Annotated in this window: 19 protein-coding genes and 1 riboswitch; of the genes, 6 read left to right on the plus strand and 13 right to left on the minus strand. The window is 65.7% G+C overall.

Features of this window, described 5'->3' with window-relative positions:
• Window positions 1–30: 30 nt before the first annotated feature.
• The 3 genes from sdhA to QRM96_RS15060 all read left to right on the plus strand — a co-directional run bounded on the left by sdhA (window position 31) and on the right by QRM96_RS15060 (window position 3,540).
• Complete coding sequence (gene sdhA, locus QRM96_RS15050) at window positions 31–1,830, plus strand: succinate dehydrogenase flavoprotein subunit (protein WP_018761928.1); 1,800 nt, start codon at window positions 31–33, stop codon at window positions 1,828–1,830.
• Window position 1,831: 1 nt separating this feature from the next.
• Window positions 1,832–2,614, plus strand: a complete 783-nt coding sequence (locus tag QRM96_RS15055) for a succinate dehydrogenase iron-sulfur subunit (RefSeq protein ID WP_018761929.1) — start codon at window positions 1,832–1,834, stop codon at window positions 2,612–2,614.
• Window positions 2,615–2,775: 161 nt separating this feature from the next.
• Window positions 2,776–3,540 carry an alpha/beta hydrolase family protein gene (locus QRM96_RS15060; protein ID WP_018761930.1) on the plus strand — a complete coding sequence of 255 codons (765 nt, stop codon included), beginning with the start codon at window positions 2,776–2,778 and terminating at the stop codon, window positions 3,538–3,540.
• A gap of 37 nt (window positions 3,541–3,577) precedes the next feature.
• On the opposite strand, the gene QRM96_RS15065 is transcribed toward QRM96_RS15060, so the two are convergent.
• Window positions 3,578–4,879 (minus strand): ABC transporter substrate-binding protein, encoded by a 1,302-nt coding sequence (locus tag QRM96_RS15065; RefSeq protein WP_285320117.1) that lies wholly within the window; start codon window positions 4,877–4,879, stop codon window positions 3,578–3,580.
• A 318-nt stretch (window positions 4,880–5,197) separates the two neighbouring features.
• Between QRM96_RS15065 and QRM96_RS15070 the strand changes: the two genes are divergently transcribed.
• Window positions 5,198–7,465, plus strand: coding sequence for a hypothetical protein (locus tag QRM96_RS15070; protein WP_502934894.1), 2,268 nt, complete (start codon window positions 5,198–5,200; stop codon window positions 7,463–7,465).
• 17 nt (window positions 7,466–7,482) lie between these two features.
• Here the strand turns inward: QRM96_RS15070 and QRM96_RS15075 are convergent, their stop codons facing one another.
• The 10 genes from QRM96_RS15075 to glyA form a co-directional block, all read right to left on the minus strand.
• Window positions 7,483–8,406 (minus strand): YihY/virulence factor BrkB family protein, encoded by a 924-nt coding sequence (locus QRM96_RS15075; protein ID WP_196803324.1) that lies wholly within the window; start codon window positions 8,404–8,406, stop codon window positions 7,483–7,485.
• A 106-nt stretch (window positions 8,407–8,512) separates the two neighbouring features.
• The gene (locus tag QRM96_RS15080; protein WP_285320118.1) at window positions 8,513–9,217 is read right to left on the minus strand and encodes a 2'-5' RNA ligase family protein; all 705 of its coding nucleotides are present in this window, start codon (window positions 9,215–9,217) and stop codon (window positions 8,513–8,515) included.
• Between the two features lie 4 nt (window positions 9,218–9,221).
• Window positions 9,222–10,265, minus strand: a complete 1,044-nt coding sequence (gene trpS, locus QRM96_RS15085) for a tryptophan--tRNA ligase (protein ID WP_018761936.1) — start codon at window positions 10,263–10,265, stop codon at window positions 9,222–9,224.
• Between the two features lie 16 nt (window positions 10,266–10,281).
• Window positions 10,282–11,115 (minus strand): exodeoxyribonuclease III, encoded by an 834-nt coding sequence (locus QRM96_RS15090; protein ID WP_026264634.1) that lies wholly within the window; start codon window positions 11,113–11,115, stop codon window positions 10,282–10,284.
• A gap of 10 nt (window positions 11,116–11,125) precedes the next feature.
• The gene (locus QRM96_RS15095; RefSeq protein ID WP_285320119.1) at window positions 11,126–11,689 is read right to left on the minus strand and encodes a hypothetical protein; all 564 of its coding nucleotides are present in this window, start codon (window positions 11,687–11,689) and stop codon (window positions 11,126–11,128) included.
• 65 nt (window positions 11,690–11,754) lie between these two features.
• Window positions 11,755–12,591 carry an ABC transporter permease gene (locus tag QRM96_RS15100; RefSeq protein ID WP_109863490.1) on the minus strand — a complete coding sequence of 279 codons (837 nt, stop codon included), beginning with the start codon at window positions 12,589–12,591 and terminating at the stop codon, window positions 11,755–11,757.
• Window positions 12,588–13,436: an ABC transporter permease gene (locus tag QRM96_RS15105; RefSeq protein WP_285320120.1), complete on the minus strand. Its 849-nt coding sequence runs from the start codon at window positions 13,434–13,436 to the stop codon at window positions 12,588–12,590. Before QRM96_RS15105 ends, QRM96_RS15100 begins: the two co-directional genes overlap by 4 nt.
• Entirely contained in the window at window positions 13,429–14,370 is a 942-nt protein-coding gene (locus tag QRM96_RS15110; RefSeq protein ID WP_206073950.1) for an ABC transporter ATP-binding protein, read from the minus strand. Before QRM96_RS15110 ends, QRM96_RS15105 begins: the two co-directional genes overlap by 8 nt.
• Window positions 14,371–14,530: 160 nt before the next feature.
• Window positions 14,531–15,433 (minus strand): bifunctional methylenetetrahydrofolate dehydrogenase/methenyltetrahydrofolate cyclohydrolase, encoded by a 903-nt coding sequence (locus QRM96_RS15115; RefSeq protein ID WP_018761942.1) that lies wholly within the window; start codon window positions 15,431–15,433, stop codon window positions 14,531–14,533.
• Window positions 15,434–15,436: 3 nt separating this feature from the next.
• Complete coding sequence (gene glyA / locus QRM96_RS15120) at window positions 15,437–16,735, minus strand: serine hydroxymethyltransferase (protein ID WP_133832107.1); 1,299 nt, start codon at window positions 16,733–16,735, stop codon at window positions 15,437–15,439.
• Window positions 16,736–16,883: 148 nt separating this feature from the next.
• Window positions 16,884–16,969, minus strand: a riboswitch (ZMP/ZTP riboswitch).
• A gap of 43 nt (window positions 16,970–17,012) precedes the next feature.
• On the opposite strand from glyA, the gene purU reads away from it, so the two are divergent.
• Together purU and QRM96_RS15130 are read left to right on the plus strand one after the other, a co-directional pair.
• Entirely contained in the window at window positions 17,013–17,873 is an 861-nt protein-coding gene (gene purU, locus QRM96_RS15125) for a formyltetrahydrofolate deformylase (protein ID WP_285320121.1), read from the plus strand.
• 108 nt (window positions 17,874–17,981) lie between these two features.
• Window positions 17,982–18,500, plus strand: coding sequence for a gamma carbonic anhydrase family protein (locus QRM96_RS15130; RefSeq protein ID WP_018761945.1), 519 nt, complete (start codon window positions 17,982–17,984; stop codon window positions 18,498–18,500).
• Between the two features lie 20 nt (window positions 18,501–18,520).
• Here QRM96_RS15130 and QRM96_RS15135 read toward each other — a convergent pair whose 3' ends face one another.
• Together QRM96_RS15135 and QRM96_RS15140 are read right to left on the minus strand one after the other, a co-directional pair.
• The gene (locus QRM96_RS15135; RefSeq protein ID WP_206073946.1) at window positions 18,521–20,254 is read right to left on the minus strand and encodes a flavin monoamine oxidase family protein; all 1,734 of its coding nucleotides are present in this window, start codon (window positions 20,252–20,254) and stop codon (window positions 18,521–18,523) included.
• Window positions 20,251–21,777: an amino acid permease gene (locus tag QRM96_RS15140; RefSeq protein WP_491329553.1), complete on the minus strand. Its 1,527-nt coding sequence runs from the start codon at window positions 21,775–21,777 to the stop codon at window positions 20,251–20,253. Before QRM96_RS15140 ends, QRM96_RS15135 begins: the two co-directional genes overlap by 4 nt.
• Window positions 21,778–21,808: the final 31 nt, after the last annotated feature.

Genomic DNA, 21,808 nt, shown 5'->3' on the forward strand with positions numbered 1-21,808 from the left:
TAGCGAATTTTGAGAGAAAGAGCGTCTGGTATGCAGGTCCATAAGTACGACGTCGTCATCGTCGGTGCCGGTGGCGCTGGCATGCGCGCCGCGATCGAGTCCGGTCAGCGCGCGCGCACAGCAGTACTGACCAAGCTCTACCCCACCCGCTCGCACACGGGTGCGGCGCAGGGTGGCATGTGTGCAGCCCTTGCCAATGTCGAGGAAGACAACTGGGAATGGCACACGTTCGACACCGTCAAGGGCGGCGACTACCTGGTTGACCAGGACGCTGCAGAGGTCATGGCGAAGGAAGCCATCGACGCCGTGCTGGACCTCGAGAAGATGGGCCTGCCGTTTAACCGCACGCCCGAGGGACGCATTGACCAGCGGCGCTTCGGCGGCCACACCCGCGACCACGGCAAGGCTCCCGTGCGCCGCGCCTGCTACGCCGCAGACCGCACCGGCCACATGATCCTGCAGACCCTGTACCAAAACTGTGTCAAGCACAACGTTGAGTTCTACAACGAGTACTACGTCCTGGACCTGCTGACGGTCGAAGAGGATGCTGTCCGCGAGGACGGCACGCCCTACAAGCAGAAGCGTGTGGCCGGCGTCGTGTCCTACGACCTCGCCTCCGGTGAACTGCACGTCTTCCAGGCCAAGTCCGTGGTCTTCGCCTCCGGCGGCGCCGGCAAGGTCTTCAAGACCACCTCGAACGCACACACCCTCACGGGTGACGGCATGGGCATCGCCTTCCGCCGCGGCATCCCGCTGGAGGACATGGAATTCTTCCAGTTCCACCCCACCGGCCTTGCCGGCCTCGGAATCCTGCTCTCCGAAGCAGCCCGTGGTGAAGGTGCCATCCTGCGCAACTCCGAGGGTGAGCGCTTCATGGAGCGCTACGCTCCCACCATCAAAGACCTGGCGCCCCGCGACATCGTGGCCCGCTCCATGGCCAACGAAGTCCGTGAAGGCCGCGGCTGCGGTCCGAACAAGGATTACGTGCTCCTGGACCTGACCCACCTGGAACCGGCGCACATTGACGCCAAGCTCCCGGACATCACCGAGTTCGCCCGGACCTACCTGGGCGTGGAACCGTACACCGAGCCCGTACCGGTGTTCCCCACGGCCCACTACGCCATGGGCGGTATTCCGACGAACATTCAAACCGAGGTACTGCAGGACAACGACACCGTGGTGCCGGGCCTCTACGCCGCCGGTGAAGTGGCATGCGTGTCCGTCCACGGTTCCAACCGCCTGGGCACCAACTCCCTGCTGGACATCAACGTTTTCGGCAAGCGGGCCGGCGTGGCCGCCGCCGAGTACGCGAAGACTGCCGATTTCGTGGAACTGCCGGAGAACCCGTTGGCTTACACCACCGAGCTTCTGGACATTGCCCGCAACGGCACCGGTGACGAAAAGGTTGCCCAGATCCGCAAGGAACTGCAGGACACCATGGACGCCAACATGCAGGTGTTCCGTACCGCCGATACCCTGAACCAGGTGCTGCGCGACATCGCCTCCTTCGAGGAGCGGTACAAGCGCATCAACGTCCAGGACAAGGGCAAGCGGTTCAACCTGGACCTGCTCGAGGCCGTTGAGCTCGGCTTCCTGCTGGAACTGGCCAAGGTGATGACCGTGGCTGCCCTGCACCGTGAGGAATCCCGCGGCGGCCACTTCCGCGAGGACTTCCCCGAGCGTGACGACGAGAAATTCATGAAGCACTCCATGGCGTACAAGGATGACCATGCGCCGGCCGACGGATCGGCGGAATCAATCGCCGGCATCCGCCTCGCCACCAAGCCGGTTGTCTTTACCCGCTACGAGCCGATGGTGAGGAAGTACTAAGATGACCGCTGAAATCGCTGAGCCAGCCTCAAAGGTTGAACTGCCTGCCGGCGTTGGCGGGGGCGGGGAAATCCCCACGTTCGATGTCCACCTGCGGGTCCGCCGGTACAACCCGGAGGTTTCCGAGGAAGCCACCTGGGACGACTTCCACCTCACCATGTACGGCACGGACCGTGTCCTGGACGCCCTGCACAAGGTGAAGTGGGAGACGGACGGAACCCTCTCCTTCCGGCGCTCCTGTGCCCACGGCGTGTGCGGTTCCGATGCCATGCGCATTAACGGCCGCAACCGCCTCGCGTGCAAGACCCTCCTGAAGGACCTGGATACGTCCAAGCCCATCACGGTGGAGCCCATCAAGGGCCTGCCGGTGGAGAAGGACTTGATCGTGGACATGGAGCCGTTCTTCCAGTCATACCGCGAAGTCATGCCCTTCCTGATCAACAAGGGCCACGAGCCCACCCGGGAGCGCCTGCAGTCCGCCGAGGACCGTGAACGCTTCGACGACACCACCAAGTGCATCCTGTGTGCTGCGTGCACGTCCTCCTGCCCGGTGTTCTGGACGGACGGGCAGTACTTCGGGCCCGCCGCGATCGTCAACGCCCACCGTTTCATCTTCGATTCCCGTGATGACGCCGGCGACATGCGCCTGGAGATCCTGAACGACAAGGAAGGCGTGTGGCGCTGCCGCACCACCTTCAACTGCTCAGAGGCTTGCCCCCGCGGCATCCAGGTGACCCAGGCCATCGCAGAGGTCAAGCAGGCCATCCTCGCCCGCAAGATCTAGCAGGTCCAACAACAGCAAGAACGGCCGACGGCGTCACTCACCACATGTGGTGGGGGCGCCGTCGTTGTTTCTCCCCACCCGTCCCCTGACCGTGCACGCCTGGCCCGGGAACCCGGCGGGCGTGGGAGCACAGCCATTCCTACCACGCGAAAGGGAACAGCATGTCCCGCTCCGAAAAAGTATCCTTCGCAGGCTCAACCGGTGAGACGCTGTCCGGAATAATCGACGTCCCGGAAGGCGCGGTCAAGGGCTGGGGAGTGTTTTCGCATGGGTTCACGCTCGGCAAGGACAGCCCGTCCGCGTCCCGGATGTGCAAGGCACTGGCGGACAGCGGCATTGGCATGCTGCGGTTCGACAACCTTGGCCTGGGCGGCTCGGCCGGCGAATGGTCCGCCGGCTCGTTCAGCCACAAGGTGGCCGACACGGTGAAGGCCGCGGAGTTCATGCGTGCGGAGGGGAAGGAAATCTCCCTGTTGGTGGGCCATTCCTTTGGTGGTGCCGCCGTGCTGGCGGCCGCACGGGAGATCCCCGAGCTCGACGCCGTGGCGACGGTGGGCGCGCCCTTCTCCCCCAAGCATGTGGCACACGTCTTTGACGCCGCCCTGGACCGGATCCTCAGCGAGGGGAGCGCCGAGGTGGACCTGGGCGGGAAGCGGGTGGAGATCCGCCGGCACTTCGTGGAAGACCTGGAGAACGCCGACTTGACTGACTGCATCCGGCAGCTGCACAAACCGCTGATGGTGCTGCACTCCCCCACCGACAACACCGTGGGGATCGAGAACGCCAGCACGATTTTCCAGACCGCCCGGCACCCCCGCAATTTCGTCTCCCTCGAGGGTAGCGACCATCTGCTGACGGGCAAGGGCCAGGCCGCCCGCGCGGCCCGGATCATCGCGGCGTGGGCCGACCAGTACCTCGACGCCTGAATCACGCCCCGTTCCAGGGAGGGCCCGGGCACCGGGACTATTTGCCGATGGCAGCCTTGCTCTCGCTGATCCACTGCTCGGCGGCCTTGTCCGGCGCCAGCCTCTTGAACAGGACATCGGTGTTGATCCGGGCCGTGATTTCGGAGACGGCCGTCGAGCCGGTGGGTCCGATGTACGTCGGGGCAAAGTCCATCTTGCCGATCTGGTTGATGTAGTCGGCCTCCACCTTCCCCTGCGGCGTGAGCATGTCCTTGATGGCGTTGCGCATGTCGGCGTTACTGGGAACGCCCCGGTCGCTCTGGATGATTTTGGCCGCCGACTGGTCGTTGACCAGGAAGCTCACGAGCTTTGCCGCCGCGTCAGCGTGCTTGCTGCGGGCCGAGATGGTGTAGAACTGCGAGGACTGGAGCCAGATGCCGGGCGTGGGTTTTTCACCCGGGAGCTTGAGCAGCTTGAGGTCGGCGCCGGATGCCTTGCTGAGGGCGGACAACGAGTTGCTCCAGGTCAGCATCATGGCCGCTTTGCCCATGCCCAGAAGGGTTTGCTCGGTGCTGACGTTGAGCTTCTCGACGGTCTCGGAGGCGCTTGGGGCCGCCCCGGTTTCGCTCAACTTCAGTGAGTAGTCGAAGTAGTCCTGGACCGTTTCCTTGCCGAGCCCCAACTGGCCGTCCTGGGTGTAGAGCGATTCACCCCGCTGGCGGGCGAAGGCGTCCAGGGAGTCGTGGGTGAGCACGGTGGCGGTTCCGTAGGTCCCCTTGGGACTGTGGGCCGTGACATCCGCCGCGATCTTCGCGAAGTCGTCCCAGCTCCAGGAAGTATCGTCCGGCAGCGGGACTCCCGCCGCCGAGAACACCGCCGGATTGGCGACGATCGCCAGGGCATTGGCACCGGTGGACACCCCGTATTGCTTGCCCTTGACCTGACCGTTTTCCAGTGCGCCCTGGTCCATCTTTGACAGATCCAGCGGGCCCTTGACCGTGGCCAAATCCAGCAGGGCACCCCGGTTGGCATACTCCGCCGGATAGGCGCCACCCATGGTGATGACGTCGGGAGCATCATTGGCGGCCACCTGGGTGGCAAGCTTGTCGAAGTATCCGCCGATGTCGCCGTACTCCGGCTTGACCTTGATGTTCGGGTTGGCCTTCTCGAATTCGGCGATGGCCTTGTTGGTCAGGTCGGCGCGGCCTGCGTTGCCCCACCAGGAGAAACGGATTTCAACAGGGCCGTCCTCAGGCTTGTTGGATGGGATACTGGAGCATGCCGCGGTGAGGCCAAGGAGTGCCGCGGCCGTGAGGATGGCAGTTGATTTACGAAGGGTTCGGATAACTTTTCGCGTCATTGGGCAAGCTTCTTCCGAGATGAGAAAGCGATTTCGTGAAACGTATCAAAGGCCTGCTTCCGACGTCAAGGGCTCATTCCCACCCGAATGTGCACCATGGCTTCGCCTGCCAATGCCGTGAGTTTCTGACGCGCATAACGCGTACCAAGGGTTGACAGGGGCCCCGGCGCGCCGCAAGGATAAAGGCGGGAAAACGTTTTCTAACTCTTCGCCTTTCCCGCACCGCGCCTTTCCCGCAGGGTAAGTTACCCCGTCAGGCGGCTTGTCGTAATGGTGCTTTACCCCCGCATTCCCGCATTCCCCAGGAGGCCGTTCAGCGTGCACAGCCAAGGCACCACCGACCGCGCGGTGACGCCCAAGGCCTCGCCGGGCAGCACCGCGCCCATCGACAGGAGGGCCTTGGTCACGAGGCACAACGTCAGCCAGCGAACAGTGGACCCGCGAAGCCCGGTGTCGGTGGGCAACGGCGAGTTTGCCTTCACAATGGACCTGACCGGCGTCCAGACCTTCCCGGCCGACTATCCGGTGGGTGCCCGCGACGACGCCCTCCCGCCCGGGACACTCCTCGGTACGCAGTCCCAGTGGGGCTGGCATTCCCGTCCCGCCGAGGAACCCTACGGACTGGCCGGCTCCACCGTTTCCTACGATTCCCCCCGCGGGCCTGTGCCCTACGTGGACATGGTGGGAGACATCGTCAACGACCGCGAGACCGGCACCTCGGCCGCCGAAACATGGCTGCGGGCCAATCCGCACCGGCTGGACCTGGCACGCATCGGCTTCATGCTGGCGCCAGGCTCAACCGAACAGGCCATCAGCCGAACAGACCTGGCAGGCACCGTGCAGACCCTCGACCTGTGGACTGGCACCGTCCACAGCCGCTTCACCCTTGGTGGCCGTCCGGTCGACGTCCTCACCGCATGCCATCCGCGTCGCGATGAACTGGGCCTCCACGTGGAATCACCCGCCCTCCACGAGGGGCTGGTGCTCTGCATTGATTTCCCCTACGGATCCGAGGCCTGGCACAACGCCGCCGATTGGAGCCGGCCCGAGGCCCATACCACCACCCTCGGGAAGCCTGTCGCGTCAGAGGTCCATCCCGGCTCGACAACGTGGACCATTCACCGCGAACTGGACAACGCCCGCTACCGGATGGTGGTCAGCGGCAGCGGACTCGTCGTGGAGCAAACGGGCAGGCACCGGATCCGGATCAGCACATTGCCCGGCGGCCCCGGCGTACTCGACGTCGCGCTGGCCTTTGTACCCGCCGGCGACGGCGACTGTATCCCGCGACCCGGGGATGACGCCCTCCTGCCAACGGACCTGCCGCCCGGAGACGCAAAGGCCAGTGCCGCCGTCGGGCCCCTCCCCGGCAGCAACAGCCCCGGCAACGGCATTGCCGCTGCCTCCGCGGCCCATTGGGAGGGGTTTTGGACCACGGGCGCCGCCGTGGAACTGGGTGCGACCGGAGACGCCCGCGCCAAGGAACTTGAGCGCCGCATTGTCCTCTCCCAGTACCTGACGGCGGTCAACTGCGCCGGGTCCCTCCCGCCCCAGGAAACCGGGCTCGTCTGCAATTCGTGGCGCGGACGGTTCCATCTGGAGATGCATTGGTGGCACGCTGCACACTTCGCCCTCTGGGGCCGTTCGGAACTCCTGCTGCCGTCCCTGCGGTGGTACGCCACGGTCCTCGAAACATCGCGGCAGACGGCGAGGGCCCAAGGGTTCGACGGCGTCCGCTGGCCCAAGCAAGTGGGCCCGGACGGGCGGGAGAGCCCCAGTCCGATCGGCACCTTCCTTCTCTGGCAGCAGCCGCACCCCATCTACCTGGCAGAACTTGTCTATCGCGCCAATCCCTGCAAGGAGGTCCTGGATGAGTTCGCGGAGATCGTGTTCGAGTCGGCCTCGTTCATGGCCAGTTTCGCGCACCCCACGGCGCGCGGATTCGAATTGGGGCCGCCCATCGTACCGGCCCAGGAAAGCTACGGCCCGATCCGGGCCTCCGTCACGAATCCCACCTTTGAACTGGCGTACTGGCAGTGGGGCCTCCGGACCGCCGCCTCATGGCGGGAACGGATGGGCCTGGAACCTGTGGCGGCGTGGCAGGACGTTGCGGGAGGACTCGTTCCGCCGCGGGTCATCGACGGCGCCTACGCAGCGATAGACGTGGAGCCGTTCACCATCAGGACCGACCACCCGTCAATGCTGTGCGCTTTGGGGGTCCTGCCGCGGACGGACCTCATTGACGAAGACATCATGCGGGCCACGCTGGCCGATGTCCTGGCCGGCTGGGATTGGGAAAGTACCTGGGGTTGGGATTACCCGGTCATGGCCATGACCGCTGCCCGCCTGGGCGGTCCGGAGACCGCTGTGGACGTCCTTTTGCAGGATGCGGGCAAGAATACGGTCCTGCCCAACGGGCACAACCGCCAAACCGATTCCTTGCCGTTGTACCTGCCCGGCAACGGCGGCCTCCTGGCCGCCACAGCATTGATGGCTGCCGGATGGGACAACGGCCCTGGCCATCGCTCCCCCGGTTTCCCGCCGGGCTGGACGGTGCGGTGGGAAGGGCTGCTGCCCTTTCCCTAGGTGCCCGTTCGCCCGGGTCAGGTTTGGGGTGTCGCCCGGCGGGCACCAAGGATCGTCTTGCGGGGCTTGCCGCCGGACGCGAGGTCGGCCTCGCGCACCGCTGACCACCCTGCGGAGACGAGGTAGGCCTGGCTGACCAGGTTGAACCAGATGAGCAGGCCGATGATGATGGCAAACGGCGCCAGGATGGGGTTCCGGCTGGCTCCGCCCAGCAGTTCCGTGCTGAAGATCTGCAGCACGGTGGTGCCCACGGCAGCAAGGATGGTCCCCTCGAGCAGGGCCTGGCGGGAAAGCTTCAACCCGGCAGCCAGCCGGAACATGATCAGCGCGGTGACCCAGTTCAGGACCAGTGGCACCACAATCTTGACGGACGTGGTCAGCGGGCCGGCCAAGGCGTCACTGAGATGCAGGAAATCGGCAACCCAACCTGCGGCGGTGCCGAACACCAGCGATGCGCCGGCGCTGATCACCAGCGCCACGCCCAGCAGGAGCAGGGTCCCGGCGTCGCGCAGCTTGAGCAGGATGGGATTGACCACCAGCGGAGGCAACTCAACAATCCCGCGGAGTCCGTCCCGGAGGCCGTTGATCCAGCCGAGCGAAGTAACCACGGTGACCACGGCGCTGATCACGGCCGTCCAGCCCAGTCCGCTGGGATCCAGCAAGTCCTTGGGGTCCACCAGGCCATCGCCGCCATTGACCTTCAACAAACCCGGGGCGCTCCTGGCCACGCTGCTGATGATGGTGTCCAGCAAGGCCGGCTGGCCGCGGAGTACCAGGCCGGCCACGGAAAAGCCGGTGGCCAGCAGGCCCGTGATGGAGAAGAACATGTTGAAGCCGATGCCCGCGCTCATCAGCGGTCCGTAATGGAGTCCGTAATGCCTGAATGCCCGCATGGGCCGCACGACGTTCAGCCGGGCAGTGAACAACTGTATCCACGCCATCAGGGCAGGAACCTTGCCGCCGGAGCGGCGCGCCTTATGCCAGTCGCTGCGCTTCTGGATGACGTCCAGCTTCAGCCGGGCGATTTCAGTAGGCAGGGGCTGCTGGTCAGCCGGCGTCCGTTGCGGTGTTCGCGGCAGCGTCCGTGAAGGGGGTGCCGGCGTCGTTGTTAGTTTGGGTCCCAAAATCCAGCTCTTCCCTTAGCTGCCAGATGCCGTCGGCATCATGCTCATAGAGTCCCATGCTAACCACGGGGAAGGTTGCCTTATAGTTCTTTAGTGCCGTTTCGGCCTCGTCCAGGCTTTCCGGGGCGACGTCGTGGGCAATCGTGACGTGCGGATGGTAGGCGAACGGCAGCTCGCGGTGCAGGGGACCCTGCTGCAGCCTGCGGTGCAGATCCACGCAGTGGTCGAACCCGTCCTCCACTTTGATGAAGACAACAGGCGAGACGGGGCGGAATGTTCCCGTCCCGGCGATGGTGACCGTGAAAGGCCTTTGGCAGCGGGCAACCTCGCGGACGTGCTGTCGGGTTGCCTCCCAATCCTGCGTGGGCGTGGTGGTGATCAGGGTGATGTGCGCCGGTATCACTCCGGCCATCGGGTCCCCAAATGACGCGCGCCAGCGCTGCAGCTCCGCGGCAATCTCGTCCGGGAAACCCAGGATGACGCCCACGCTGACGTCTTCGGTCCCGGCCGCGCCGCCTTCCGCCACGGCATCATGGCCGGGCTGGTCCTCGTAACGGTTACGCCGGGTCCGCTCCGCCTCGCCGGCAGAGCACGCGCTTCCCCTGGCGGTAGCGTTTTTCGAAGACATGGCGCTAGCGGACTCCAGCGAGGGTGAGGGACGGCAGGAAGCCCATGCGCTCGTACACCCGTGCGAGGGTGACCGAAGCGATCTCCCGGGCCCGGTCGGCGCCCAGGGCCAGAAGCCGGTCGAGCTCGGCGGGATCAGCCATGAGCTCGTTCGTGCGGTTGCGGATCGGTGTGATGAAATCCACCACCACCTCGGCGAGGTCCACCTTGAGGTGGCCGTACATCTTCCCCTGGTACTCGGCTTCCAGCTCGGTGACCGTTTTGCCGGTGAGGGCGGAGTAGATGGTCAACAGATTGGACACACCGGGCTTTTCCTCGGCGTCAAAGCGGATCTCCGTTCCGGCGTCGGTGACAGCGGACTTGATGCGCTTGGCTGCGATCTTGGGATCTTCCAGCAGCTGGATGGCACCGTTGGGCGACTCACCCGTCTTGGACATCTTGGCGCTGGGGTTTTGGAGATCGTAGATCTTGGCGCTTTCCTTGACGATCGTTGCCTCGGGCACGGTGAAGGTCTGGCCAAACCGGGTGTTGAAACGCTGGGCCAGGTTGCGGGTCAGCTCAAGGTGCTGGCGCTGGTCCTCGCCAACGGGCACGAGGTCGCTCTGGTACAGCAGGATGTCGGCCGCCATCAGCGTGGGGTAGGCGAACAGGCCCAGCGTGGCGGAATCCGCTCCGGACTTCTGGGTCTTGTCCTTGAACTGGGTCATCCGCGACGCCTCGCCGAAGCCCGTGATGCAGTTCAGGGCCCAGGCAAGCTGCGCGTGCTCGGGCACATGTGACTGGACGAAGAAGATGCTCTTGTCCGGGTCGATACCGGCGGCGATGTACTGGGCAGCGACGATGCGGGTCCGTTTGGCAAGTTCCCCGGGCTCAAAGTCCACCGTAATGGCGTGCAGGTCCGGGACGAAGAATACGGCGTCGTACTCCGCCTGCATATCCACCCAGTTGCGCACGGCTCCGATGTAGTTGCCCAGGTGGAGGGAATCGGCTGTCGGCTTGGCGCCGGAAAGTATGCGCTTCTTGGCTGGCTGGGAAGTCTGGCTGGTCATGGAAGAACTTTCGGGCTCAGAGCTGGTAGTCCACTACCAGCGGGGCGTGGTCGGAGAAGCGGGTGTCCCACGAGGCGGCACGGTCGACGACGGCGGACAGGGCACCGGACGCCAGCCCTGCGGTGGCCAGGTGGTAGTCGATGCGCCAGCCGGTGTCATTGTCGAAGGCCTTTCCGCGCTGCGACCACCAGGTGTAGGGGCCGTCCATCTCGCCGGACAGGTTCCGGTGGACGTCGTGCCAGCCGATTTCCTCGCCCAGGAAGCGGTCGAAGTATGCGCGTTCCGCCGGCAGGAAACCGGCCTTCTTCACGTTGCCCTTGGCGTTCCGGATATCGAACGGTGTGTGGGCGACGTTCAGGTCTCCCACCACCAGCGCATGGTCGCTGTGCTTGGCCAGCTCCGGCAGCCGGGTGATCATGGCGTCCAGGAAACGGAATTTGTCGTCCTGCTTTGGCGTCCCCACCTCGCCCGAGTGCACGTAGGCGCTGGCTACGGTGAGCTGGACGGGGTTGCCGGCGGCATCCGGGTACCGGAAGTCGGCCTCCACCCAGCGCCCGGCCGTGGCAAAGTAGTCGTCGCCGATGCCGTTCCTGGTGGCGAGGGGTTCCTGCCGGGACGCGATGGCGACGCCGGCACGGCCTTTCGCTTCCGCTTCGGCGTGCAGGATATGCCAGTCATCCCCGAGCAGCTGCCGGACGATCGCGTCAGGGGCGCGTACCTCCTGCAGGCAGAGAATGTCCACGTCCCGCGGCTCAAGCCACGCCGCCATCCCGTTCTTGTAGGCAGCCCGAAGGCCGTTTACGTTGACGGATGCGATGCGAAGGTGGTCCTTGTTCAATGCCGAGCTCACCCGCTCCACTCTAGTCGATGATGGTTCCGGCGACCGGCTCTCCGCTGCCGCCGGAGGACTTGATCATGTCCCGGGCGTTGGTGGCTGTGATCTCGATGGTCTCCAGGGCACGGTTGATGGTGTCCTGGTTGGCGGACGCACCCTTGGCGCGCTCCTCTTCCACCACGCGGACCTGCACCTGGACGATCTTGAAGGAGTGGTCAAGCTTGAGGTCACGTACTTCGTCAGCTTCGGAGCGTTCGTAGATCACGCGGGTTCCGCCGTGGTCGGCGGAAGCGGGCGCGGGAGCGCGGCCGGTGGCGGTGTTGAAGGCGCTCTGCGCCTCGGTGAGCTTTGCCCCCGCCTTCCTGGCGGCCCGTTGGATGCTGAAGACCACGAACGCAGCCAGCGCCAGCCAGAAGCCGGCAATGATGGCAACAACCCAACCCACGACGTCGTTCTGGTTTGCCGCAAAGAGGACGGCAACGATGAACGCCGTTACCAGGACCATCAGGCCCGGCCCGCTGATGCGGAACATCGAAAAGCCGCCCCTGGCGGGTTTGGAGGATGACGGTGAGCTGCCCAAAGTTCGCATGCAGCCATTGTCTCAAATGGCGGGCAGTGCTCCGGCCGTCTTCCACCCCGGGCGAACAGGGGCTGCTACCTGAGGAAGAGGCTCCGCAGGCGGAGGGTGGTCAGGAGCATTCCGACGGCGGTCATGGCCAGGTAGTAGCCCACGTGCAACGGTGTGGCGGCCGTGAAGCTTCCCACGCTGATCTGCCGCAGCAGTTCCACCCCGTGCCACAGCGGCATGGCCTGGATGAACCACTGGATGGGCTCGGGGTAGACGCTCAGCGGGTAGAACGTGGCGCTGAACAGGAACATGGGCAGCAGGATGAAGTTGATCCAGTCCATTTGTTGGAATGTCTTGAGGAAGCTGGTGATCCCCATGCCGAGGCTGGCGAAGCCGAAGGCAATCAGCACCGAAGCCGGAATCATGAGCAGCGCCCAGGCCGTGGTAATCAGCCCCATGGCTCCCATGACGGCGGTGAAGCCGGTGGCGTAGAGCATGCCCCGCAGCAGGGCCAGGAAGATCTCCCCCACCGCAACGTCCAGGGGCCCCAACGACGTGTAGAGCATGCCCTGGTAGAGCTTGGCGAAGTTCATTTTGAAGAAGACGTTCCAGGTGGAGTCGTACACGGCGCCGTTCATCGCCGACACGGCAAGCAGGGCAGGGGCGATGTACGCCGCGTAGCTGATGGAAGTCCCGTCGGGTCCGCGGACGTCTCCCACGATGGCACCCAGGCCCACCCCCATGGACACCAGGAACAGCACCGGTTCGAAGAATCCGGACACCATCACCAGCCAGTTGGTGCTGCGCGTCGCCATCAGTCCCCGGGAGATGACGGCCTTTGCATTGCGCGAGTACAGCGGCCCGAACGTCCGGTTGCGCGCCGCCTCGGTCACGCTGGCGGCGCGGCCTGAGACGGCGCTCATTGGCCCATCCTCAGGGCAAAGCGGCGCCGGGTCAGGAGCCATCCCATCGTCGCCAGTCCGCCGAGGACGGCGATGTGCAGGATGGTCAGCAGTGGCGCTTCGTGGTAGCCGAAGCTGAGTACCCGGCCAAGTTCGGTACCGTGCCAGATGGGCGAGATCCATCCGACCCAGCGCACTGCCGGCGGGAGGTTCTCGAGCGGGAAAAATGTCCCGGAGAAAAGGAACAGCGGCATTACGATGAACCGCATCACCAGCGCAAACTGGCCCTTGTCTTCCGTGATCGACGCGGAGTAGGCCATCAGCGGAAGCCCAAAGGCAAGGCCCGTCAGGGTGGCCACCAGGATCCCGGCCCAGCCCCAGCCGGAGGGTGAGGCGCCGAACAGCGCCACGGCGGCGAAGTAGATGGCAGACTGCAGCAGCAGGCGCAGTGTCACGGCCATGATTTGTCCTGCCGCGATCTGCTGTGGAGTCAGCGGTGACGCGTGCGGCCCGTAGTAGATTCGGCGCCACTTGAAGCCGTCCATGACGGGGAACGTGAACTCGTTCGCGGCCGTCATCACGGCAGCGGAGACCAGCAGCGCCGGGGCGATGAAGGCCAGGTAGGACACGCCGCCGAACGCTGCGTTGCCGGAGTCCACCAGGGTGGCCAGGCCCACGCCCATGGCAAACAGGTACGCCACGGGCTGGCCCACGCTGTACATCACAATGGACCAGGAGTACCCCTTCATGACCCGGAGCACCTGCTCCGCATAGTAGAAGGCGCCCCAGCGCCGGGCCTTGGCAGCCGAGATGTCGGGCCGGTGCGCCCTAGGGGCGGGCTGCGGAGCGGCCAGTGGTTCAGTCAACGAGGCTCCGCCCGGTGAGCCGGAGGAAGACGTCCTCCAGCGAGGACCTGCGCACCAGCGACGTCAGCGGCCTCAGGCCGCGGGCCGAGACCTGCTCAAGGGCAGACTCGCCGTCGTGCGCGTACATCAGCACCCGGTCCGGCAGGACTTCGAGGCGGTCACCTATGCCTTCAAGCCGGGACGCGATGGCTGCGTTGCGTTCCGAGCCAAAACGCAACTCCACCACTTCCCTGGTGGAGTGCTCGCGGATCAACTGCGCCGGTGACCCTTCAGCCATGATCCGGCCTTTGTCCACGACGATCAGCCGGTCGCAGAGCTGTTCGGCCTCATCCATGTAGTGGGTGGTCAGGATCAGGGTGACGCCTTGTTCCTTGAGCCGGAACAGCCGGTCCCAGAGGATGTGCCGCGCCTGCGGGTCCAGGCCCGTGGTGGGTTCGTCAAGCAGCAGGATCCTGGGCTCGTTGATGAGGGACCGGGCAATCGTCAGGCGCCGCTTCATGCCGCCGGAGAGCGCGTCCACCTTGGACTTGGCTTTGTCCGTCAGCTGCGCGAACTCCAGCAGTTCGTCGGCTTTGGGCTTCAGGTAGCTCATGGGCAGGCCAAAGTAGCGGCCGTAGACCAGGAGGTTGTCGCGGACGCGCAGTTCTTCGTCGAGGTTGTCCTGCTGCGGCACCACGCCCAGGTGCGCGCGCACTTCCGGCCCGTGCGTGTCCGGGTCCAGCCCCATGATGCTGAGGTTGCCCGAGGTGCGCCGGGTGACCCCGCCGATCATCTTCATGGTGGTGGACTTGCCTGCCCCGTTCGGACCCAGCAGCCCGAAGGACTCCCCCGCCGGAACGCTGAAGGTGATGCCGTCCACGGCCGCCACATCGCCGTACGTCTTGGTCAGGTTCTCTGCGGAGATGACCACTCCGGATGGCCGATGCGCGGTCATGGTGCCGGAGGGCAGGATGGCTTCGTTGTGCACCTGTGCAGACTAGTTGAGGTGCGGCGCATGTGGAAGTGCGCTTGCAGTTTCGTTATAACGGCGGACGGCGGCACGGCGCCTTTCCTGCGAAAGGTGCCGTGCCGCCGTCGTGCGCCCGGTGGCGGGACTACTGCGCGATGCCGGCTGCGCGTTCTGCCGCTTCCACCACGTTGGTCATCAGCAGCGCCACGGTCATGGGTCCGACGCCGCCAGGGTTCGGCGAGATCCAGCCGGCCACCTCCGCAGCGGCGGGATCGATGTCGCCGTAGACGCGGCTCTTGCCCGTCTCAGGATCGGTCTCGCGGGTAACTCCGACATCCAGCAACGCGGCGCCGGGCTTGACGTCCGCCGCCTTGACGATGTGCTTGACGCCGGCAGCACCCACGATCACGTCCGCCTGCCGGAGCAGTTCGGAGAGGTTCGTTGTGCCGGTGTGGGTCAGGGTCACCGTGGCGTTGACGTCCCGGCGGGTCAGCAGCAGGCCGATGGACCGGCCGATCGTGACGCCGCGGCCCACCACCACAACATGCTTGCCTGCCAGGCTGTATCCGTTGCGCTCAAGGAGCTCGATGACGCCGCGGGGGGTGCACGGCAGCGGTGTGGTGATCTTGTGGTTGACGTTCAGCACCAGCCGGCCAAGGTTGGTCGGGTGCAGCCCGTCGGCGTCCTTGGCGGGATCGATGCGTTCCAGGATCGCGTCGGTATCCAGGTGCTTGGGCAGCGGCAGCTGCACAATGTACCCGTGGCAGGCAGGGTCCGCATTGAGTTCGTCAATGAGGGCCTCCACCTGCTCCTGGGTGGCGTCCGCGGGAAGTTCGCGCTGGATGGAGTTCATCCCGATCTGCGCAGATTGCTTGTGCTTCATGGACACATACAACTGCGAGGCCGGATCCGCACCGACCAGTACGGTGGCGATCCCCGGAATGACGCCCTTGGCCTTGAGTGCGGCCACGCGGTCAGTCAGCTCGGCCTTGATGGCAGCGGCGGTGGCCTTGCCGTCAAGGATCTGCGCGGTGGTGGTTTCAGTCATTGGTCACCACTGCTCGTGCTGCGGGTACAGCGGGAAATCGGCGGCCAGCTTGTCAACGCGGGACTGCAGGGCCTCGACGTCGGCGCCGGTGCCGGCCTTGAGCGCGGTGGCGATGATCTCGGCGACCTCGGTGAACTCGGCAGCGCCGAACCCGCGGGTGGCCAGGGCCGGGGTACCGATGCGCAGGCCGGAGGTGACCATCGGCGGGCGGGGGTCGAAGGGCACGGCGTTGCGGTTGACGGTGATGCCCACGGAGTGCAGGAGGTCTTCGGCCTGCTGGCCGTCCAGCTGGGAGTTGCGCAGGTCAACCAGTACCAGGTGGACGTCGGTGCCGCCGGTGAGGACGGAGACGCCTGCCTCGGCAACATCGGCTTGGTTCAGCCGGTCGGCGATGATCCTGGCGCCCTCGAGGACACGCTCCTGGCGCTCCTTGAATTCCTGGGTGCCGGCGATCTTGAAGGCAACGGCCTTGGCGGCGATGACGTGCATGAGCGGGCCGCCCTGCTGGCCCGGGAAGACGTTGGAGTTCAGCTTCTTGGCCCACTGTTCCTTCGCCAGGATCACACCCGAGCGGGGACCGGCGAGAGTCTTGTGCACGGTGGAGGTGACGACGTCGGAGTGCGGCACCGGGCTGGGGTGCAGTCCGGCGGCAACCAGGCCCGCGAAGTGTGCCATGTCGGTCCAGAGCAGCGCGCCCACCTCATCGGCGATGGAGCGGAACGCGGCGAAGTCCAGGTGGCGGGGGTAGGCGGACCAGCCGGCGATGATGACCTGCGGCTTTTCGGCGATGGCCTGCTCACGCAGCTTGTCCATGTCGATGCGGAAGTTGTCTTCCTCGACCTGGTACGCGGCAACCTGGTACAGCTTGCCGGAGAAGTTCAGCTTCATGCCGTGGGTCAGGTGGCCGCCGTGCGCCAGGGACAGGCCGAGGATCTTGTCGCCCGGGGTGATCATGGCGGAGAGCGCAGCGGCGTTGGCCTGGGCACCGGAGTGCGGCTGGACGTTGGCGTACTCCGCACCGAACAAGGCCTTGACCCTGTCGATGGCCAGTTGCTCGGCGACGTCGACATACTCGCAGCCGCCGTAGTAGCGGCGGCCCGGGTAGCCTTCGGCGTACTTGTTGGTGAGGACGGAGCCCTGGGCCTCCATCACGGCGCGGGGCGCGAAGTTCTCGGAGGCAATCATTTCCAGGGTGCCGCGCTGGCGGCCAAGCTCCTGGTCCAGGACTGCGGCGATTTCGGGGTCGAGCTCTGCCAGCGGCTGGTTGCTGACGGCTGTGGTTGAGGTGGCTGTAGTAGTCACGAAGAACTCCTGGCTAGGGATACGGGCACTGCTTAGGTCAGGCTACCGGCTGGCGCGCCCCCGCACTGCGTTGATGACACCGCGTGGAAGCACTGGGCATGGTGCTGCTGCATTGACGCAGGAGCAGCCCCACAACCGGCAAAACATGACCCTCGGCCCAGGCGTACGATCCGTGGTCTTCGTGATTGCCGCTCCCTGGTGGTTAGCCACCCAACGCCAGTTGCGACCACTCCAGCCTATCAAAAGCACCGTCCGCAGCGCGGGTAGGCTATTACGCGTGAATGAACAGCTGCTGAACCAAGCGTATGTGGTAACCCTGTCCTGCCCGGACCGTCCCGGAATCGTCCACGCGGTGGCCGGCGCCCTTCTGGTGGCAGGATGCAACATTACGGATTCACAGCAGTACGGCAGCCCCTCAACCGGCAACTTCTTCATGCGCGTCGAGGTCACCACACCCGCCGCCAAGTCCGAACTGCGTGCGGCCCTTGAACCGGTGGCGGAGGCCTTCTCCATGCAGTGGAGCCTGAACACCGTCGGCGACAAGGTGCGCACCCTGGTGCTTGCCAGTACCGCCGCCCACTGCCTCAACGACCTTCTCTTCCAGCAGCGCTCCGGGACTCTGCCCCTCGAGATCCCCGCCATCGTGTCAAACCACCGGGACCTGGCCGGACTCGCGGAGTTCTACGGCATCCCGTTCCATTACATCCCCGTCACCAAGGACACCAAGGTGCAGGCGGAAGACAAGCTTCGTGGCATCATCGCCGAACACGGCATCGAACTGACGGTCCTGGCCCGTTACATGCAGATCCTGTCCGACGACCTCTGCACCGAGCTGACCGGCAAGGCCATCAACATCCACCACTCGTTCCTGCCGTCCTTCAAGGGCGCCAAGCCGTACCACCAGGCCCACGCGCGCGGCGTGAAGCTGATCGGCGCCACGGCCCACTACGTGACCGCAGCCCTGGACGAGGGTCCGATCATCGAGCAGGAAGTCATCCGGGTGGATCACGCCCGCACGGCGGAGCAGTTCGTCCAGATGGGCCGTGACGTGGAGGGGCGGACCCTGGTCCAGGCCGTGCAGTGGCATGCCGAGCACCGGGTGCTGCTGGACGGCAACCGGACAGTGGTCTTCAACTGACGCGGTCTTCAACTGGCTTCAACCAGCTGGCAGAGGATGCCGTTTTGCTTCCTCAAAACGGCATCTGCTGCGAGTCAGTTGGGTGCAGGGGTGGCTTAGGGTGAAGCCATGGCTCCTCTGTACCCTTTCGCCGGAAATTCGCCGGCTGTCCATGAAACAGCGTTCGTAGCGCCCTCAGCCTCCATCATTGGCCGGGCGACCCTGGACCAGGATTCCAGTGCCTTCTACGGCGTTTCCGTCCGCGCCGACACCGCGGCCATCAGCGTGGGTGCCGGCAGCAACCTGCAGGACAACGTGGTGCTGCACGCCGACCCCGGCTTCCCCTGCACGGTGGGCCGGGGTGTCAGCGTGGGGCACGCCGCCGTCGTGCATGGCTGCACGGTGGAGGACGACTGCCTGATCGGCATGGGCGCCACCGTCCTCAACGGCGCCGTGATCGGTGCCGGCTCGCTGGTGGCGGCCGGCGCCGTCGTCCTGGAAGGAACCGTAGTTCCGCCGCGGTCCCTGGTTGCCGGGGTGCCCGCCAAGGTGCGCCGCGAACTCACGGAGGAAGAGTTCGACGGCGTCCGCGCCAATGCGGCGCACTACGTGGAGCTCGCAGCGAAACACCGCGAGCTCCACCAGTAGGCTTCGACGCCGAGCCGGCGCTAGTCCAGGCTGATTGGCCCCATTGCGTCCAGCAGGTCACCCGGGCCGGGGTTGCCGGGCGCGGATGTCCCGCCCAGGTGGTTCACCACGCCCCATACGGCGTTCAGCCCGGTGGTGACGGCGCCTTCGGCCCAGCCGGCCGTGAAAGAGACGTCGTCGCCGGCCAGGAAGATGCCGCGCTGGGATTCGGGCAGCGCGTCCTGCTTGAAGTGCGTGAACAGCCGCTGCTGGTAGCGGTAGTGCCCCGGCAGGTTGGCTTTGAAGGCGCCCATGAAGTTGGGGTCGGCTTCCCAGGACACGGTAATGGGCTGCCCCACGATGTGCCCGGCGATATCCACTCCGGGGTAGATCTGTTCCAGTGAGTGCAGCATCAGCTCCACGCGTTCGTCCGCGTCCAGGGCAAGCCATTTCAGGGCGTCGTCGTTCCAGGTGTAGGACAGCAGGATGACGGCGGGCTGGTCCGGGCCGTTGTCCAGCAGGTACGTGGCGCGGTTCAGCCGGTCCGTCAAGGTCATGGACAGGACCTCGTGCCCGGTGTCCGGGTCGGTGTCCTTCCAGAACGGCCGGTCCACCATGACAAACGTCTTGGACGACTGCATGTAATGCGAGCGCTCCATGGCGGTCCACAGCTCAGCCGGGAACAATGCTTCCTCGGTGTGGATGCGGGTGGACAGCAACCACGACTGGCACGTGCTCACCACCGCCGGGTAGCTGGCCTCACGGCCCCAGCGTTCACGGATCCGCAGGTTTCCGTCCGGATCGCGGCTGATCTTCCCCACAGCGCCGCGGGGCGAGCCGGAGTGGAGCGAAGCAAGGGAGGTGCCGGCGGGCCAGTGGACCAGGTCCGACGGCGCGTGCTGCCAGAGTGCCTCGGGGAGCCGCTGCGCTCCTCCGCGGATGAACCGGTGCTGGTCGTCCGCGTCGGTGTAGACCACGCGGAGGATCTCCAGGATGGAGTTGGGGAAGTCGGTGTCCCAGCCGCCCGTGCCGAATCCCACTTGGCCGAAAGCCTCGCGGTGGGCGAACCCTGCCTCCTTGAACGAATCGCTCGCGGCGATGAACCCGTAGAAGGTCTGCTCATCCATGAGCGGGAGCAGTTCGTTCCACAGTTCCTTGATCCGGGCCGTGTCGCGGGAGCGGATGGCGTCCTGCATTTCGGTGAACTTGGCGCCGTCGTTGACGGCCGCTTTCCAGGCGTCCGCAACCTCACGGAAAAAGGGCGGGAGGTCTGCCGGCTTTTCCGCGTAGTGCTTCTTGCCTGCCAGCTCGATCACGGTGCTGGAGGTGGCCTCGGCCAGGGGGTTGGGGAACTCACAGGTTTCCAGGCCCAGCAGGTCAACGTAGTGGTAGAAAGCCTTGCCCGAGACCGGGAACCGCATACCGCCGAGGTCCGCCACCACGCCGGGAGCTGCCGGGAAGGCTGCCGTGCGGAGGCGGCCGCCGATCTGGTCTGCCTCGTAGACCACCGGGCGCAGGCCGAGTTTCATCAGCTCGTAGGCGGTCACCAGGCCGGAGAGCCCGGCTCCGATGACGGCCACTTCCGTGCCGTAGAGCTCCGGCGGGACGGAGCCCATGCCGTCCGGGTGGGCCAGGTAGTGGTCGTAGCTGAAGGGGAAATCGGGGTTCAGCATGGTGATGGGCGCCCGGCCGTCGGGGCCCTGCCCGGTTGCTGTGTCCGGCCCGGTTGAGGTGCTGGAGGGATCAGGGGCCGGCAGTTCGGTGGCGGTGGTCATGAGTGTTCTGCTTTCACAGGTTCCTGGCGCGGGGCCTTGGCGGTCAGTTCACGGTAGTCGAGCTCGCTCAGGGCCGCTACCTTCGAGTTTCGGCGTCCGTAGCCGAAGTAAATGGCAATCCCTACGAGCATCCAGGCGCCGAAAACCACCCAGGTATCGGCACCAAGGTTCGCCATGAGGTAGGCGCACATGAGCGTTCCCAGCACGGGCGTGACCGGGTACAGGGGCACCCGGAAACTGCGCTCCAGGTCCGGGCGGTTGCGCCGCAGGTAGATGACGGCGACGTTGACCAGGGCGAAGGCGAACAGCGTTCCGATGCTGGTGGCGTCCGCCAGCGCGCCGAGCGGCACGAGCCCTGCGGTCAGGGCGACGGCGGTTCCCACGATGAGCGTTCCGGCGGCAGGAGTGCCGGTCCGGGCGGAGACGCGACCGAAGACCTTGGGCACCAGGCCGTCCCGGGACATCGAGAGCAGGATGCGCGTCTGGCCGTACAGCACGGTGAGGACGATGCTGGCGATGGCCAGGACGGCGCCGATGGAGAAGACCAGCGCAATCCACGGCTGGTGGGTGGTCTCCTCCAGGATCTGGACGAGGGCGGCCTCGGTACCGTCGAACCAGCCCCAGGGCCTGGCCCCGATGGCGGCAACCGCCACGAGGACATAGACGCTGGTGACGATCACCATCGAGAGCAGGATGGCCCGGGGAAGGTCGCGCTTGGGGTTCCGGGCCTCTTCGCCGGCGGTGGAGGCTGCGTCGAAGCCGATGTAGGAGAAGAACACCCGCGAGGCAGCTGCGGAAACACCGGCGGCGCCCATGGGCAGGAGCGGTTCGAAATTGCCCGCATTGAACGCGGTAAAGGCAACGGCGCAGAAGAAGAGCAGGATGCCGATCTTGATGATCACCACTGCCGTATTGATCCAGGCGCTTTCCCGGGCGCCGCGGACCAGCAGGACCATGGCCAGGACCACGATGGCCATCGCCGGGATGTTCACCAGTCCGCCGTCGCCGGGAGGCTGGGACATCGCATCCGGCAGCACCTGCCCAAACGCCGCCAGCGCTTCATTGACGTACTGGCCGGCACCTACGGCTACGGCGGCCACGGAAACGGCGTACTCAAGGACAAGGCACCACCCGCAGATCCACGCCATGCCCTCGCCCATGGTGGCGTAGGAGTAGGAATAGCTGGAGCCCGCTACCGGAACCAGGCCGGCCATTTCGGCATACGACACCGCCGAGAGGAGCGCGGCCAGGCCGGCAATGACGAACGAGATCCAGATGGCCGGCCCGGCCAGCGGCACCGACTCGCCAAGGATCACCAGGATCCCGGTCCCGAGCGTGGCGCCAACACTGATCATGGTGAGGTGGAGGACGCCGAAGCTGCGGACCAGCGCAGTGCCGCCCTCGCCGCTCCCGGCTTCGCTGACCATCTGGCCGATTGGCTTGCGGCGCAGGAGCTGGTCTGCCAGCCGCGGCCGGGAGGCACCCGGCGCAATGGGTTTTTCGGTGGTCACAGGCACAGTCACCGTTGACGTCCCTTCAGAGTAGTTTTCGGTT

Origin of the sequence: Pseudarthrobacter sp. lyk4-40-TYG-27, assembly GCF_030209295.1 — a bacterium.
Lineage (GTDB): Bacteria > Actinomycetota > Actinomycetes > Actinomycetales > Micrococcaceae > Arthrobacter.